Raw genomic sequence first — 17,038 nt, 5'->3', positions numbered from 1 at the left:
TCCACGTTAGCGAACGTGGTCATACTTCGAAGGGTGTCTGGGGTACGTGGTAAAACTTCCAGCATGGGATTCACGCATCAAATGCACGTTGTTGCACCCACGTCGGGCGGGCTGTGGTTGTGGGTAGAGCGTGTCGAGGGGCACGGGGTGGTGCTCGATATCGATGAACTGGAAACCGGCGATCTACCTGCTGTTTGTATGGATATTCTGGGGTCGCGCCCGTGGCGCAATAGGGGTGGGATTTGGCTGTCTACGCCCCGGGGGAGAGTTAAGGAATTGCCAGTGCCGGCGGTGGCTTTGACGCCCGAAGAATCTGTTTCTGTCATGGGGGAATTATGCGAGTATGTGAATAAAAGTATCGATGCTGGAACTACGGATAGGCGTGGCTTGATCGACGGGCTGGGGTCGGAGCTCAAATTCCTTATGAATCTGTGCTCGTTTGTTGAGGGGGCTGTGCGAGCCGGGCGCGTAATGGTGCGGATGGAGCGAGTGGATGATCAGTGGTTCCCACGATGGACGCTTGCGCCCGCAGGCGGCCACATGCGCGTGCTGCAGCAGTTCCGTGACCGCGTGCCGGGAGTGCTGACACGCAACGGTGGCGCAGACGTAGTGGATCGCATGGCCGACGAGTTTGCGCACTGGATCGCCGTGACTCACCTGCGCCGTGAGCTGGGCGAGTTCACCTCGGACTTCGTGCGCGCATTGGCGACGGGAACGGCGACCCGGCGGGGCGGGGCCAGCACCGTGGCAAGCCTCAGTCAGTGGCGGCGCGAGGCAGAGGCCCAGGCGGGGCAGTTGGTGTTCTTGCTGTCTACGCCCTCCGAAGTGGAAGAAGCTGATGCTGAGCCAACTTGGTGGCTGCAGATCGCCTATTCCCAGAATGGTGGCCCTTTCGAGTCGCTTAACCCTGCCACCATGAACGAAGGTCTGAGAGAGCAGGTTATTCGCAGTCTCTACAGGGTGGAAGACGTTTGGCAAGAGTTTAATTCGCACGTACGAAGCCTGCTGACGTGGGTAAATATCGGCGCGAACCAGCTGGGGCGGGAATGGTGGCGTCCAGAAGAACTGCCGAGCGCGCAACCAACCCTGGGTACGAACCTGGACATCACCGAGCTTGCGAGCTTCCTAGAGTACGGGGCGGAGGCGCTGCGCAAGGCAGGATTTAGCGTGATGATTCCGCGTGGATGGGGCAAAGTGCGCCCGCGGGTAAAGGCGAAGGTCACCCCGGTCGGGCAAGGGCCTGGGTCGGGAAAGTTGGGGATGGACCAGCTGATGGACTTCTCCTGGGAGGTCAGTCTGGGTGACGGCGGAGGCCCCGCAGGAAGCAACGGCTCCGATGGAGTCGGGGAGGGGCTGGACGAGGCCACCCGCCAGGAGCTGTTGAACGCGGCCGAGTCGATCGTGCGCATCAACGGCGAGTACGTCTACCTGGATCAGGAGGCCCTCTCGAGCGCCCGCAAGTGGTTCGCGGAAGTAACCAAGGAGCAGGACAAGCCAGTGGGGGATGCCACCGTCAGCGTGCGCGACATTTTGGAAGCCGACCTGTTGAGCGCCAGCGAGACGGTAGATACCGACCACGAATTCCGCGTGGTGGCTGACGGTTGGGTGGAACGACTGCTCGACGGCGAGGCGCAGGTGGATCCGCCGGAGCCGGTAGAGCCTCCCGCCACGGTGCAGACCACCCTGCGCGACCACCAACGCCGCGGTTTAAGCTGGCTGGCCTGGATGCACCGTCACCGTATTGGCGCGATCCTGGCCGACGACATGGGTCTGGGTAAAACCCTGCAAGTGCTCGCGCTGTTGGCCTGGGAGCGCGAGGTCGACGATTGCGCAGGCCCCACCCTGGTGGTTGCGCCCACCACCGTCGTGGAGGCTTGGCGGGCGGAGGCTGCGCTGCACGTGCCGAGCCTGGAGGTGCTGGTTGATCACGGTTCGGGGTTGCTCACTGATGAGGAGTTTGGTGACGCCACGTCCCAGGGGCTGGAGGGTAAGCAAAAGAAGCCGGATCTAGTGGTGACAACCTACGGGCGTGTGGCCAGAAATCCTGCGCGCTACCAGCAGGCTCAGTGGGGGCGAGTGGTGGCCGACGAGGCGCAGGCCATCAAGAACCCGGCGACGAAGCAGTCCCGGGCGGTGCGCTCGCTGAATGCAGAGACCCACATTGCGCTGACGGGCACCCCGGTGGAAAACCGGCTGAGTGATCTGTACGCGATCATGGACTTCGCGAACCCCGGAATCCTCGGCTCAGCCGCAGCCTTCCAAAACCGCTTGGCCATCCCCATTGAGCGCTACGGGGACGAGGAGGCGAAACGGCGCCTGCGCGGGCTGGTGCAGCCCTTTATTCTGCGCCGGTTGAAGGACGACGCGGCGATTGGTTTGGACTTGCCGGAGAAGCAGGACATCGTGGAACGAGTGCCTTTGTCTAGGGAGCAGGCGGCGCTGTACGAGACCTTTATTAAGGACATGGAGATGCGCCTGCAGCTACCCGGTGGCAAGCGGCGCGCCAATATCCTGGGGGCGCTGGTGAAGATCAAGCAGATCTGCAACCACCCGGCACACTTCGCGGGCGACGGCTCCGGAATTTTGGCCGATGGTAAGCACCGCTCGGCAAAGATCGAACGTATCTTCGAGATCACCAGTCAGGCGCTGGGACAGGGCAAGAAGGTGCTGATGTTCACGCAGTTTCCGACGTTCGGCAAGATGCTGGCGCCGGAACTGCAGAGCACCTTCGGTGTGGAGGTTCCCGTGCTGCACGGAGGGCTGTCGCGTGCGAAGCGCACGCAGATGGTCCGCGATTTCCAAAGCGCCGATGGGCCGCCGATCATGATCCTCTCAGTACGCGCTGGCGGTACCGGTATCACCCTGACCGAAGCCTCCGTGGTGATCCACATCGACCGTTGGTGGAATCCGGCAGTGGAGGACCAGGCCACGGACCGGGCCTATCGAATCGGCCAAAACAAGTCCGTGGAGGTTTATAAGCTGGTGGTGCAAGGCACCATCGACGAAAGAATTCACGACATCATCATGGGCAAACGCGAGCTGGCGGGAGACATCGTCGGTGCGGGCGAGGGGTGGATCGCCAACCTTGACGATGAGGAGCTGAGCGAGCTGTTGCAGTTGCGCGAGTCCACTCAGCTGGAGGAAAACGATGGCTAGTAAGCAACCGAGGAAGCGCACTCGCACAGGCGCGACCTGGGGCGACAATGTGGTTCTCGCCGATTTTGGGGCCAAGCGCCGCCAAGAGATGAACCGCCTGCGGGATCAGTACGGCACCCACATCCGCGGGGAGGATAGCTGGGCCAGCTCGCAGCTGATGGAGGCCATATCCAGGTCCGCCGACTCTGGACGACTTGCGCGTGGCCGCGAGTACTTCCGCGGCGGGAAAGTGTTGAGCGTTGAGTTTGCGGAGAATGTGGTTGCGGGGCTGATCCACGGCTCGCAGCTGGAGCCGTTTGAAACGTCCATTCACCTGCGGAAGCTCACGGATCGCCAGAGGGATTTCGTTTACCACGAGATGCTTTCCGATAGCTCGCACATCCGCTCCCTCTTAAGTGGTGGCACGCCGGGCTTGGACGTTGCCTCCGTGCTGATGCATCCCGGGCACGTCAACCGTGTGTACTGCAGTTGTCCGGATAAGTCCGCGGTCTGCAAGCACGTGGTGGCGCTGGCCTACTCTGCAGCGGAGAAGCTGGATAGGGACGCCAGCATTCTGCTGAAATGGCGGGGGCTAAACGCGCAGGAACTGCTGCGCCCAGTACAGGGCTGGGGTGGCGGGGGCGTGGGGGCGTCACCAATTAGGCAACAGCAAGTACCAGCCCCTGCTGAGGGGCAGGCCGACCAACCCGAGCAGGTGGATTCGGCCGAGTTCTGGGGGACGGCGGCAGAGCCGGTGGAATGGGAGCCGATGCATTGGGAATCGGGGCTGGAGCAGGGGGATCAGAAGGCTTTGAAAGAGGCTATGCGATCGGTGACCTGGCATGCCGTAGATCAGCTGAAGGCCATGCATGAGCTGGAGGTTTGCTATGAAACCCTAGAGAGTGTCGAACCTTTGTTCTATTATGAGGGTGTCTTGTCTGGAGGCGCTGATAGAACTGCAGACGAGACAAGTGGCGAAGTAGACAGCAACAACGGGCAGGGGTAAGACATGGCACAACCTATGGCAGCAACATCGGCGCACCGGGTGCGGATCTTGCACACGTCGGATTGGCAACTGGGAATGAAGCGCCGCTTCTTGAGCAGTGAGGCGCAATCGCGTTTCGATGAATCCCGGTTGGCAGCGGTCGAGGCGCTGTTGGAGCTCGCGGAGGAAAGGCAGTGTGACGCCATCGTGGTGGCCGGTGACGTTTTCGACGACAATCTGCTGAAACCAGAGATCTACGGGCGTGCGATGGACGTGCTGAAGCGAACTAAAGTACCGGTGTTCCTGCTGCCCGGAAACCACGACCCGCTGGACGCGGCGAGCGTATACCACCGGGAAGAGTTCACAGATCTGGCGAATGTCTTTGTGCTTAAGGATTCGACCCCAGTCGCAGTGCCGAATTCCGGTGGTGCGGATGCATCTGGGGCTCCCCTGGAGATTGTGGGTGCCCCGCTTCGAGGGAAGAACGCGGACGAGGACCTGGTGGCAGCCGCGCTGCGCGATCTGGAGCCAGTGCAGGGAGCGGGCGTGCGCGTGCTGGTGGGTCACGGTGCAGTGGGTTCCTTCGGCGACAAGGATGATCTAGACCGCATCGACGTGGACAACGCAGCCCGGGCGTGCCGCGAGCGGAAGGTGGACTACGTGGCGCTGGGCGACACGCACTCGACTATGTCGCTGGATGCGGACGCATCTCGCGCGCGGGTTTGGTACTCAGGTGCACAGGAGGTTACGGACTTCGTCGAGCAGGACGGACGCGGCGAGGCGAACTCCGGAAACGTGCTGGTGGTGGACATTGCGGTGGATCCGGCGCGACCAGCACAACAGGCGGAAGTCCAGGTAGAGGAGGTCCCAGTCGGGCGCTGGGCATTCAAGGCGCTGAACGCGACGGTGAACTCGGTGGCGGATATCGACGAGTTTTTGGAACGGCTGGAGGGCTTCGACGCGAAGCGCACCACCGTGGTGAAGTACGCGCTGGAGGGGACGCTGTCCGTCCACGATGCCGCGTACCTGGACGACCGGCTGGCCAAGATCGCGCCGACCTTCGCGGCACTATACGAGCGCGAACGGCTGATGAAGCTGCACGTTATTCCCGATGAAGACGAGCTTTCCGAGGGCCTGCTCGCCCAAGGTTTTATCGGTGAGGCTGTAGAGGAACTACAACAGCTAGCGGATACCGATAGCAAGGATCCGCAACGGGTAGAGCGGACACAGCAGGCGCAAGATGCCCTGAGGTTGTTGGTGCGCCTGGCGCATCAGGCGGAAAAGGCTAACTAGGGGAGAGGGACGACAGAAGAATGACACTTTTTACCAAGGCATCGCCGAAGGTCAGCTTCGTCTTGGAAAGCCTGGATGTGCACAATTTCGCGGGCATCGAATCCGCGCATTTCGCCCCAAGCGCCACGGGTGTGACCGTCGTCCACGGCAGTAACGAGGCCGGAAAATCCAGCCTGATGAACGCCTTTAGCCTGCTGCTTTCGGATTGGAAGGTCTCGACGACCTCCAAGAAAGTCAGCGGCTTTTTCCCCGTGGGCAGTGGCACCAAGCCAAAGATCACCGCCCGTATGCAGCTGGGCGAGAACCTGGTGGAGTACACCAAGGACTTCGAGAAAAAGAAGGTACTACTGGATGTGCTGCGTCCCTCCGTGCATAACTACACCGGCGACCAGGCAATGCAGAAGTTTAATGAGCTGCTGAACGGGAGCATCGATTCCGCGCTGCGCGAGGCACTTTTCGTCAGCCAGGGGCAGCGCCTGGACGCCCTCGATTTCACGGCCATTCCCTCCCTGTCCTCGGCCCTGCGCACCGCTGATGACGGCGCTGCGGATGTTGTTGTGAGCGATGCTGCGGATGATTCTGCGGGTGAGAGCGGCGAAACTAGTGACGTCCCAGTGAACGCCGCCGGTGGCATCAGCGAAGGTGACCAGGGAGCCGCCGAGCTTCTGGTCCGTCTGATCGACGAAGAAGACAAAAAGCTACGGGATCGTCGAGCCAACAGAAACTCCAAGGGAGAGTTGGCCGCCGCCGAAGCCGATCTGGTTCGCGCGCAGGAAGTCCTAGCGGCCGCCAAGCTTGAATATAACGATGCGCAGGCAGCGATCCGCGAAATCGAATCCAAGCAGATTCAACGTGCCGATGCCGAAGACGATTTACCGGATGCGCAGAAAGAATTCGACGAATGTGCCGAGCGGCTAGAGGCAGCGAAGAAGGTGGCAGAGACCTTAAGCTCCCTGGAAAACGAGCTGGAGCTGAAGAAAGACCAGGTCGGGCGATGGCAAGAGGCCAGCGAGGCGCGGGAGAAGCAAAAGCTAGCGCAGGGGGTGCTAGAGCAGTCGCTTAAAACCGCGACGGAGGAGCTACGTGGCGTCCAGAAAAAAGCCGAGGAACAACAAGCCGAGCGGAACGAAGCGAAGAAAGCCTTCGATAGTGCCCACGCCGCGTATGTGCGTGCGGAAAAGCGTGCCAAATTGGCCACTGCGCTAAAGAACGCGGCGGAGGTCCAGGGGCGACTGGAGTCCGCGAAGGAGGAGCGGGATAGTGCAGTGAAGCTGGATGCGAAGGTTGCGGAGTTGGCGCAGAAGGTCGATCGCAACCCTGCCACGCCGAAAGCGGAGCAGCGAATCCGCGAGGCGATGACGGATCTGGACGCGCAGATAAAGATCCGCGATGCGGGTGCGACCTCCGTGCACATCACAGGGCCGGCCGGCGGCACCGTCATGGACGACGGGGAAGTAGCAACTCTGGGGGAGAGCGGCCTGGAGAAGAAGGTCACCTCTGAATGGACTGTTGGCCTGGGTGAATACGAGGTACGCGTCACCCCGGCGCAGGATTCCAGCAACCTCGACTTGAACGTCGACGAGGCACTGCAGAAAGTCAATGCGGAGCTATCGGCTGTCGGCCTCGAACCCATTGCGCTCGAGGACCCTCGCACGGCGATCCTTGAAGATTTCGGGCGTGCTGTGCGGGCTCGGAACGAGGATGAGGAAAGCCTGCGCGACCAGCGTGCGAGCCTCAAGGCCGTACTCGGCAAGCGCGCGCTGTCCGACCTGAACGGCCAGGTTGAAAGCCTCACCGCCGAGGTCGAAAAGCTGCGGGAAACCTGTAGCGCCCTGCGTAGTGACGCCAACGTGGATACCGGCGAAGACATCGACGAAGCAGAAGCGACCACCGCGCTGGACGCAGCCACCCTAGCCCGTAACGAAGCCAACGAGAAGCTGCTTTCCCTGCAGAACAGCGACGCAATCGAGCGGAAGATCCAGCACGAGGCGAAGGTGGATAACCTGCAACAACAGCTGGATGCGGCGGCGAAGGATTTGGAAGCAGCCCGCGAGCGCTATTCGGACGGGGACCTGAACACGAAGTGCACCCAGGCAACGCAGGCCGTGGATGTGGCGCGGGAAAAGCTGGATTCCAAGCGTCGGGAAGTAGGCGAGCTCGGCGACGTGGAGGACGTGCAAGCGAGCTTTGAGGGCGCTCGGAGCCGGCTAAACATGCTGAACCAGCAGGTACAGGAATGCCGCGTGGATATTGCCGCCCTGAACGCCAAGCTCGGGCAGGCTCGCGGTTCCGCAGAAACCAGGGAGCAGGCAGAGGCGGAAGTGGAGCGCCTCAAGGGCATGGTCGCTAGGCTGCGCAGGCAGGCGGATGCCGCGGAGCTGCTTCACCAGGTGGTTCAGGCGGCGCGTCGGCGGATGCAGGAAAAGTATTCCGAGCCATACCGCAAGGCTCTGAACAAGCTCTCTGGAATCGTCTTCGGTAGCGATGTTGATTTGGACGTGGATGAGAAGTTCCAGGTTTCCAGCCGTGCGATCGGCAACGTGCGCTTGGAAAAGGAACAGCTTTCCGGCGGTGCACAGGAGCAGGTGGAGATCCTGCAGCTGCTCGCCATCGCGCGCCTGGTGGGGCACGACGGCAGCGGGGTGCCTATCTTCTTGGACGACGTGCTGGGATTCAGCGATACCGACAGAGCCAAGAGTATGAACAAGGTGCTTGGCGCCTTGGGGCGGGATAACCAGATCATCATCCTGACCTGCGACAAGGACAGGTTCTCTAGGATCCCGGGTGTGAACTTCCAGAGCATCGACAGCGTAAAGAAAACGGGAGCTACGGGGAGGGCTGCGACCTAAAAAGACTTAGTAGTCGCTGTACTCGTCGTAGTCGTCATAGCCGTCGTAATCGTCGTAGTAGTCATACTGCGCGTCGTCGTAACCGTCGAGGTATCCCTCGTAGTAAGAATCATCCGGCGCGGGGGCGGGCTCCGCCGGACGGGCGGCCATCATCTTGTTGGCACACGTCAACGTCCACCCCGACGTTCCATCGGTAAAGAAAGTTGTGCCGGTCTCGTGCATCGAGGGATCCCCGCAAGAGGCGATCGTCTTATTCATGACGGACGGGTTCGCCTGCCCAGGAGCCTCAGTGTGGCCAATGACCACCTCACCGGTGGTGTTCGTCTGTTGCGAACCACCCGCAGTGGGTGCCGGAGACTTAGTCTCTGAGTCCCTTGAGTTCATTAAGAATCTCTTTAAGAATACCCAGCGAGTGGCCCACAGCGACGTCATTATCGCCACAGTAGAGAACACTTAGGAGTACTCCCATGAAATCCTGCTCGAAGTCCCGTTCGCTGCCCGTAAAGATCGCCGCGGTAATCACTTCAGTTGCCTTGCTGGGGTCGTGCAGCCTTGTTACCTCTGAGGAGTCGAATCAGGCTGAGAATTCGGGTCAGTCCGCGGCCGAGGGAATGCAGCGCGTCGAGGAAGGACGGATCTCCGTCGAGCTTCCAGACGACTGGGTAGAGACCGAGGACTTCAAACCGACAAAGAATGGTTTCACCACATCGTGGTCTAACGAGGACAAAGAGGCTGGCAAGGAACCAACGGACGTGATTCGTCTGAGTTCTGACCAGGGGCAAGGCCCCACGGCAACCGCAACGATGGGGTATTTCGAAGTGAACGCCCAGTTCCGAACCACACACGGAAAAGAGTTCGAATTAGGTGAGTCCCGCGACCTGGATATCGAAAACGCTGACGAAGCCAAACTGACCACATGGACAACAAACGAAAAGTCCGGCAAGACTTTGCAAGGAGCGTGGGTGTTCGTCTCCGCTGGAAACGCTGGCGCCGCTGGGGTTGAAATCTTGGCGCTTACCCTGTCCGAGGAAGAGATCGAGGCGATCATCGACTCGATACAGTTCGATCCAAATAAATCCGATGGATCCGAATAGGGCAGAAATAAAGAAAGCGTGCCCTCGGCGAGATTCGAACTCACGACCCCTGGTACCGGAAACCAGTGCTCTATCCCCTGAGCTACGAAGGCGCGTATCGGCGGTTCACTTTGTGTTCACGTCAATACGGGTTGAAAGTCTAGCACTGCACCGGGGCAGTAGTTCAATCACCTCCGCCACTGCGTGAGGTGTCCGGCCTCACTGCTAGTGTTTAATGCTGTGACTCCTGCTGAATTGTCTGAACTGATTACCGACACTGCCCGCACGACCCTGGATGCCCACGGTCTGGATTCCTCCGTGGTGCCGGAGAGTGCCACGGTGGAGCGCCCGCGCAACCCGGAGCACGGCGACTACGCAACGAACATCGCCATGCAGGTGGCCAAGAAAGCCGGCACGAACCCGCGTGAGTTCGGCACCTGGCTAGCGGAATCCCTCGGCGCACACGAGGGCATCGACGAAGCCTCCGTTGCCGGCCCGGGCTTCATCAACATCCGCCTGGCCGCCGCTGCGCAGGGCAAGATTGTCGAGGACATCCTCGCCGCCGGTGCAGACTTCGGCCACGGCGACGAGCTCGCGGGTTCTGCCATCAACCTGGAGTTCGTCTCCGCCAACCCAACTGGCCCGATCCACCTGGGCGGCACCCGCTGGGCGGCCGTCGGCGACTCCCTGGGGCGCGTGCTTACCGCGCGTGGTGCGAAGGTCACCCGCGAGTACTACTTCAACGATCACGGCGCGCAGATCGACCGCTTCGCCCGCTCCCTGGTGGCCGCCGCGAAGCACGAGCCCACCCCGGAGGACGGCTACGGCGGTGACTACATCCAGGACATCGCCTCCCAGATCGTGGGGGCCAACCCGGATTGGCAGCAGCTCGGCGAGGACGAGGCGCAGGAGCTGTTCCGCTCCCAGGGCGTGGAGCTGATGTTCGCCCACATCAAGCGCACCCTCGCGGAGTTCGGCACAGAGTTCGATGTGTACTTCCACGAGAACTCCCTGTTCGAGTCCGGCGCGGTGGAGGCTGCGATCCAGAAGATCAAGGACAACGGCAACCTCTACGAGGCCGATGGCGCCTGGTGGCTGCGTTCCACCAACTTCGGCGACGATAAGGATCGTGTGGTCATCAAGTCCGACGGCAACGCGGCATACATCGCCGGCGATATCGCCTACGCGGCCGACAAGTTCGACCGTGGTCACAACCTGTGCATCTACATGCTGGGTGCCGACCACCACGGCTACATCGCTCGCCTGCGTGCGGCGGCTGCCGCCATGGGTTACGACCCACAGCAGGTGGAGGTGCTCATCGGCCAGTTGGTGAACCTGGTCAAGGATGGCAAGGCCGTGCGTATGTCGAAGCGCGCCGGCACCGTCATCACCCTGGACGACCTGGTTGAAGCCATCGGTGTGGATGCTGCCCGCTACGCCATGATCCGCAGCTCCGTGGATTCCTCCCTGGATATCGACATGGATCTGTGGGCTTCGAAGTCCAACGACAACCCGGTGTTCTACGTCCAGTACGCGCACGCCCGCCTGTGCTCTCTGGCGCGCAAGGCCGAGGACCTCGGTGTTACTCGCGAGGGTGCCGACCTTTCCCTGCTGACTCACGACCGCGAAGGCGACCTGATCCGCACCCTCGGCGAGTTCCCAGCCGTGGTGAAGACCGCCGCCGAGCTGCGTGAACCCCACCGTGTGGCCCGCTACGCCGAGTCCCTAGCCGGTACCTTCCACCGTTTCTACGACGCCTGCCAGGTCCTGCCAAAGCCGAGCGACGACGAACAGACTGTGGCCGAGAATCAGACCCTGTTCGCTGCCCGGCTGTCCCTGGCTGCGGCTTCCCGCCAGACCCTGGCTAATGCGCTCGAGCTGTTGGGTGTGGCCGCCCCGGAGCGCATGTAGTTGTTGTTTTCTTTGTGACGCCGACATGTCCCGCCCCCTGCCCATAAACCACTTACCTAGGAGATTCCCTTGGATCCGGAGACTCACCTGAACTCCACGCCGTTGCGCCGTCGCACGGCCAATACCGCGGAGTTCAATGCGATTCCCGCGCATGTCTACCCGCAGACCCTTCGCCGCGAGACAGCAGGGGAGAATCGGGGTGAGGTCACCATCAGTGGTGTGCCGATCACCGAGATCGCCGAGACGTTCGGAACACCCGTGTTCGTAATGGACGAGGAAGACTTCCGCACTCGCTGCCGCCGTCTGGCGAGGGCTTTCGGCGGCGGGCACTTCGTGCACTACGCCTCTAAGGCTTTCCTGTCGAAGACGGTCGCCCGCTGGGTGATGGAAGAAGGACTGTCCCTGGACGTTGCCTCCCTCGGGGAGTTGCAGGTTGCGCTGGCCGCGGGATTCCCCGCCGAGCGCATTACTGTGCATGGCAACAACAAGTCCCCGGAGTTCCTGCACTTGGCGGTTTCCGAGGGCGCGGAGCTGATCGTCGTGGATTCGTTGCAGGAGATCGAGTCGCTGTCTTCCGTGGCTCGCGAGCTGGGGAAGTCTCAGGATGTGTTGGTGCGTGTGACCCCTGGCGTGCATGTCGATACCCACGAGTTCATCGCTACCAGCCACGAGGATCAAAAGTTCGGATTCTCCCTGGCTTCCGGCGCGGCTCATCATGCGGTCATGGCTTGCCACGCCGCTGAAGGTGTGCGCCTGCGCGGGCTGCACTGCCACGTCGGTTCCCAGGTGTTCGAGGCCTCCGGCTTTGCCCTGGCCGCTGAGCGTCTGCTGGGCCTGTGGAAGCAGCTGTTGAATTCCACCGCGACTCTTTCGGGCGCCCCCACGTCTCTGGATACGCTCGACCTCGGTGGTGGCTACGGTATCGCTTACATGCCGGATCAGGAGGCTCTGGACGTGGAAGAGGTGGCGTCCGAACTCAAGAGCAAGGTGCGCAAAGCAGCAGAGGCGGCCGGCGTGCCCGAGCCAAAGCTAAACGTCGAGCCAGGCCGGGCAATTGCCGGACCGTCGATGATCACGCTCTACCGGGTGGGAACAGTAAAGGATGTCGAGGTGGCCGAGGGCATCACCCGCCGCTACATCTCTGTCGACGGCGGTATGAGCGACAACATCCGCCCGGCCCTCTACCAGGCGGAATACGATTGCCGCGTGGCCAACCGTGAGGTTGCCGGCGAGTTGATGCCGACTCGCATTGTGGGTTCTCACTGCGAGTCGGGCGATGTACTGGTCAATGACGCGCTGGTGCCGGAGGACGTCTGCCCTGGAGACCTGTTGATGATCGGCGCTACGGGTGCCTATTGCTACGCAATGGCTTCTCGTTACAACATGATGACCCGCCCCCCAGTGGTGCGTGTGGCCGACGGCGAGGCAAGGTTGATGATTCGCCGCGAAACCATCGACGACGTGCTGGCTTTGGAGGAGTAACCTCCCTGGATACGGGGCAAAGCAGGGGTAACGGACAGCTTTGTCTAGTCGTACGGTAGGTTGGTGCGATAACCTAAGAAAAAATTACCAACTTTCCTCTCACTGAGACCTTACAAAGGAGAGACAAGGAGCGACATGACCGAGCAGAAGTTTAAGGCAGGCAAGGGAATCGGCCAGACCGTAGGTGTGGCTCTGCTGGGCATGGGTACCGTTGGCGCAGAAGTGCTGCGGCTGCTGGAGGAGCGCAGCGATGAGTTCGCAGCCCGCATCGGTGGCCCTCTGGAGGTCCGGGGCATCGCCGTCAGCGACCTGTCCAAGCCCCGCCCGGGGGTAGACCAGGAGAAGCTGACCGACGATGCGTTGTCCCTGGTTTCCCGTGACGACATCGATCTGGTCATCGAGGTCATCGGTGGCATTGAGTACCCGCGCGAGGTAGTGCTGGCCGCACTGCGCGCTGGCAAGTCCGTGGTCACCGCCAACAAGGCGCTCATCGCGGCTCACGCGGACGAGCTGGCCGCCGCTGCCGACGAATCCGGAGTGGACCTGTTTTTCGAGGCCGCTGTTGCCGCCGCCATCCCGGTAGTGGGTCCGTTGCGTCGCTCCCTGGCCGGCGACAAGGTCAACCAAGTGATGGGCATCGTCAACGGCACGACCAACTTCATCCTCGATGCGATGTACACCCGGGGTGCCAGCTACGACGAGATGCTGGCAGAAGCCACCGAGCTGGGTTACGCGGAGGCCGACCCGTCCGCCGACGTCGACGGCTTTGACGCTGCCAGCAAGGCCGCCATTCTGGCCTCCCTGGCGTTCCACACCCGCGTGTCCGGTGAGGACGTGCACACCGAAGGCATCCGCGACATCACCGTCGCCGACATCGAAGCGGCAAAGGCCGCAAACTCCACCATTAAGCTGCTGGCGATCTGTGAGCGCCTGGTAGATGAGGAAGGTAAGGAATCCGTGTCCGCAAGCGTATATCCGGCGCTGATCCCTAGCAGCCACCCGCTGTCCAGCGTGTCCGAGTCCTACAATGCAGTCTTCGTTGAGGCGGAGTCTGCCGGTCGTCTGATGTTCTACGGCAACGGCGCCGGCGGCGGCCCGACCGCTTCCGCCGTTCTGGGTGACGTCGTGGCTGTAGCCCGCAACATCGTGCTCGGCGGCCGCGGGCCAGGGGAGTCCACCTATGCCTCCCTGCCGATTGCCAACTTTGGTGATGTTCGTACCCGCTACCACGTGGATATGCAGGTGGATGACCGCCTGGGCGTACTGGCCGAGGTGGCCTCCGTGTTCTCAGAGCAGGGTGTGTCGCTGAAGACCGTGCGTCAAGAAGGGTTGAACGACGGCGCGCGCCTGGTCGTCATCACCCACAGTGCGAAGGAAAAGAACCTGGAAGAGACCGTCGCGAAGCTGAAGGAGCTCGACGCAGTCAAGGCAATTGACTCCGTCATCCGCATGGAAGGCTAAAATCTAAGAGCGCTTTAAGCTAAGACCGACAACTGGGAAGAAACGACAGGGAAGCTATGAAGAACAAGGTTCTGAACCACTGGACCGGCCTGATCAACATGTACCGCGATCGGATGCCGTTCGCGAAGGACTGGGAGCCGGTGACCCTTAACGAGGGTGGCACCCCGCTGCTGCGCGCGAACTACCTGTCGGAGCTCACCGGCTGCGATGTCTACCTCAAGATCGAGGGCGCTAACCCCACCGGTTCCTTCAAAGACCGCGGTATGACCGTTGCCGTCACCGACGCCTACCACAAGGGCCAGAAGGTCCTGATGTGCGCCTCGACGGGCAACACCTCGGCCTCCGCTGCAGCGTACGCGGCCCGGGCTGGCCTGAAGTCCGCCGTGCTGATCCCAGAGGGCAAGATCGCCCAGGGCAAGCTCGCGCAGGCTGTGATGCACGGCGCGCAGATCATCCAGGTGCGCGGCAACTTCGACGACTGCCTCGAACTGGTTCGCAAGACCACCACCGAGTTCCCGGAGATCGCCCTGGTCAACTCCGTGAACCCGATGCGCATCGAGGGACAGAAGACTGCTGCGTTCGAGATCGTGGATTGCCTTGGTGACGCCCCCGATGTTCACTTCCTGCCAGTCGGCAACGCGGGCAACATCACGGCGTATTGGAAGGGCTACTCCGAATACGCAGAGGACGGCGTTTCCACCCAGCGCCCCGTGATGAAGGGCGTGCAGGCCGCCGGAGCTGCCCCGCTGGTCAAGGGTGAGCCCGTGCTGGAGCCGGAGACGATCGCCACCGCGATCCGCATCGGCAACCCGGCTTCCTGGCAGCAGGCCGTTGCCGCCAAGGAAGAGTCTGGCGGCGACTTCCGCGCTCAATCCGACGAGCAGATCCTGGAGGCCTACCGCACCATCGCTGGCCGCGAGGGCATCTTCGTCGAGCCGGCCTCGGCCTCTTCCGTTGCAGGGCTGCTGGACGCTCACGCCAACGGTGAACTGACCGCCGGCCAGCGCATAGTGTGTACCGTCACCGGCCACGGCCTAAAGGATCCGACGACCGCCCTGTCCCAGATGCCGGAGCCCACCGTCACCGACGTGGATCCGCACGCCGTTGCAGACAAGCTGGGGTTGAAGTAATGGGCGTCGAGATCCCCGTTGGCCGCAAGGCCACCGTCAAAGTTCCCGCGTCGACCGCAAACTTGGGACCTGGTTTCGATACCCTCGGCTTGGCGCTGGGCCTGTACGACTATGTGACGGCCGAGGTCATCGAGTCCGGCTTGGAGGTCGAGGTCACCGGTGAAGGCGAGCGCGAGGTTCCGCTGGACGAGCGCCACCTGGTGGTGCGGGCTCTGCGCGCAACGCTGAAGGAGGCCGACGTGACGGTTCCGGGGTTGCGTGTGAGCTGCACGAACTCCATTCCGCAGTCCCGTGGCCTGGGGTCTTCGGCGGCTGCGGCGACGGCAGGCGTGGCAGCGGGCAATGGCCTGGCAGGGTTCACCCTGGACAAGCAGGCACAGGTGCAGATCGCCTCCACTTTTGAGGGGCACCCCGATAACGCAGGTGCTTCCGTGTTGGGCGCGGGCGTGGTCTCGTGGACGAACACGCCTATCGATGGAGTGTCCGCACCGGCCTACCACGCCCGTCGCATCGGCGTGCACCCGGAGATTAAGGCCACCGCGTTTATCCCGGACTTTCACGCCTCGACGGAGGCGATCCGCCGAGTGCTGCCCTCCGACATTAGCCACGTGGACGCCCGCTTTAACGTCTCCCGCACCGCAGTAATGACCGTCGCGCTGCGCGACGATCCGGGCCTTCTATGGGAGGGCACGCGTGACCGCATGCACCAGACCTACCGGGCCGAGGTACTGCCGGTGACCGCCGAGTGGGTAAACCGTCTGCGCAACCTGGGCTACCCGGCGTTCCTTTCCGGTGCCGGCCCAACGATCCTGGTGCTGAGCACCGAGCCGGTGGATAACGCGCTGGTGGAAGAAGCCCGTGGCCGCGGCATGAAGGTATTAGAGCTGGACATCGCCGGTCCGGTCGAGGTGGATGTCACCGGATAAGACCGGAAACTAGTCCTGGGCACTAGCCGGGGCGGGAGATTGCTTCCTCTCGCTCCGGCTTTTCTGTATTACCCCGAATAGCATCGGGACAATCGAGAAGGCGACAATTCCGAGGAAAATGGCGTCGATGTTGTTCCGCACAAACTCCACCCCGCCGAATAGCGACCCCAGGTAGACAATGCCGCTGGCCCACAGCACACCGCCAAGCACATTGAAAAGAATGAACGTGCGGTAGCGCATGCCCGACATTCCGGCCACCAAGGGGGCATAGGTGCGCACGAAAGGCACGAAGCGGCACAGGATGATCGTGATCGAACCGTACTTTTCAAAGAACGCTTCGGAGCGGTGCAGGTGCTCTTGTTTAAAGAACCGCCCGTCCTTCCGGTTGCGTAGCGCGGGGTGGAAGCGATGGCCAATCCAATAGCCCACCTGGTCACCTAGGATCGCCGCGATCGGGGTAATCAGCAGTACCTGCCACAGCGGTGCGAAGCCATCAGGCTGGCTGGCCAGAAGGCCCGCTGTGAAGAGCAGGGAATCACCGGGCAGGAAAGGAAAGAACAGCCCGGATTCGATAAAGATAATCGCAAAAATGGCGGGCAAGATCGCCGCGCCGAAAGGTCCGGAACCCGAAAGCAAATACATCGGGTCGAACCACTGCGGCCCGAGGGCCAGCACAGTTACATCGGTCATGCAGGAAAACGCTACTCTACTTTCTCCCGCAATAGTTGGAATGGTTCCTGTTAAAACCTGGTGAATTTACCTCAAACTAGCCTAGATCGGCCCTTGCGCGCCC

General features: G+C 61.8%; 12 protein-coding genes and 1 tRNA gene. 10 read left to right on the top strand and 3 right to left on the bottom strand.

The window, feature by feature from the left end; translation table 11 throughout:
- Nucleotides 1-63: 63 nt before the first annotated feature.
- Genes MHX63_RS02315 through MHX63_RS02300 form a run of 4 tightly spaced genes read left to right on the top strand, consistent with a single transcriptional unit; the run spans nt 64 to nt 8,262 of the window.
- Entirely contained in the window at nt 64-3,156 is a 3,093-nt protein-coding gene (locus MHX63_RS02315) for a DEAD/DEAH box helicase (protein WP_370644164.1), read from the top strand.
- Nucleotides 3,149-4,141 (top strand): SWIM zinc finger family protein, encoded by a 993-nt coding sequence (locus tag MHX63_RS02310; protein ID WP_239387061.1) that lies wholly within the window; start codon nt 3,149-3,151, stop codon nt 4,139-4,141. The genes MHX63_RS02315 and MHX63_RS02310 overlap by 8 nt, the downstream gene beginning before the upstream one ends.
- Before the next feature lie 15 nt (nt 4,142-4,156).
- On the top strand, nt 4,157-5,413 hold the full coding sequence (locus MHX63_RS02305) for an exonuclease SbcCD subunit D (protein ID WP_239387060.1): 1,257 nt from the start codon (nt 4,157-4,159) through the stop codon (nt 5,411-5,413).
- Between the two features lie 20 nt (nt 5,414-5,433).
- Entirely contained in the window at nt 5,434-8,262 is a 2,829-nt protein-coding gene (locus MHX63_RS02300) for an AAA family ATPase (protein ID WP_239387059.1), read from the top strand.
- 6 nt (nt 8,263-8,268) lie between these two features.
- On the opposite strand, the gene MHX63_RS02295 is transcribed toward MHX63_RS02300, so the two are convergent.
- On the bottom strand, nt 8,269-8,646 hold the full coding sequence (locus MHX63_RS02295; protein ID WP_239387058.1) for a hypothetical protein: 378 nt from the start codon (nt 8,644-8,646) through the stop codon (nt 8,269-8,271).
- 83 nt (nt 8,647-8,729) lie between these two features.
- On the opposite strand from MHX63_RS02295, the gene MHX63_RS02290 reads away from it, so the two are divergent.
- Nucleotides 8,730-9,356, top strand: coding sequence for a hypothetical protein (locus MHX63_RS02290; RefSeq protein WP_239387057.1), 627 nt, complete (start codon nt 8,730-8,732; stop codon nt 9,354-9,356).
- A gap of 19 nt (nt 9,357-9,375) precedes the next feature.
- On the opposite strand, the gene MHX63_RS02285 is transcribed toward MHX63_RS02290, so the two are convergent.
- Nucleotides 9,376-9,448, bottom strand: a tRNA-Arg gene (locus MHX63_RS02285).
- Nucleotides 9,449-9,575: 127 nt separating this feature from the next.
- On the opposite strand from MHX63_RS02285, the gene argS reads away from it, so the two are divergent.
- The 5 genes from argS to thrB all read left to right on the top strand — a co-directional run bounded on the left by argS (nt 9,576) and on the right by thrB (nt 16,245).
- The gene (argS, locus tag MHX63_RS02280) at nt 9,576-11,246 is read left to right on the top strand and encodes an arginine--tRNA ligase (protein WP_239387056.1); all 1,671 of its coding nucleotides are present in this window, start codon (nt 9,576-9,578) and stop codon (nt 11,244-11,246) included.
- A 69-nt stretch (nt 11,247-11,315) separates the two neighbouring features.
- The gene (lysA, locus tag MHX63_RS02275) at nt 11,316-12,728 is read left to right on the top strand and encodes a diaminopimelate decarboxylase (protein WP_370643961.1); all 1,413 of its coding nucleotides are present in this window, start codon (nt 11,316-11,318) and stop codon (nt 12,726-12,728) included.
- Nucleotides 12,729-12,863: 135 nt separating this feature from the next.
- Entirely contained in the window at nt 12,864-14,189 is a 1,326-nt protein-coding gene (locus MHX63_RS02270; RefSeq protein ID WP_239387055.1) for a homoserine dehydrogenase, read from the top strand.
- Nucleotides 14,190-14,245: 56 nt separating this feature from the next.
- On the top strand, nt 14,246-15,319 hold the full coding sequence (gene thrC / locus MHX63_RS02265; protein WP_239387054.1) for a threonine synthase: 1,074 nt from the start codon (nt 14,246-14,248) through the stop codon (nt 15,317-15,319).
- A complete protein-coding gene (gene thrB / locus MHX63_RS02260) occupies nt 15,319-16,245 on the top strand; it encodes a homoserine kinase (RefSeq protein ID WP_239387053.1) in 927 nt (308 codons plus the stop codon). Before thrC ends, thrB begins: the two co-directional genes overlap by 1 nt.
- A 9-nt stretch (nt 16,246-16,254) precedes the next feature.
- Here thrB and MHX63_RS02255 read toward each other — a convergent pair whose 3' ends face one another.
- Complete coding sequence (locus tag MHX63_RS02255; RefSeq protein WP_239387052.1) at nt 16,255-16,935, bottom strand: DedA family protein; 681 nt, start codon at nt 16,933-16,935, stop codon at nt 16,255-16,257.
- Between the last annotated feature and the right edge of the window lie 103 nt (nt 16,936-17,038).

The organism is Corynebacterium sp. ACRQK (assembly GCF_022345965.1).
Lineage (GTDB): Bacteria > Actinomycetota > Actinomycetes > Mycobacteriales > Mycobacteriaceae > Corynebacterium.
This window is presented reverse-complemented; position numbering and strand designations above follow the sequence as displayed.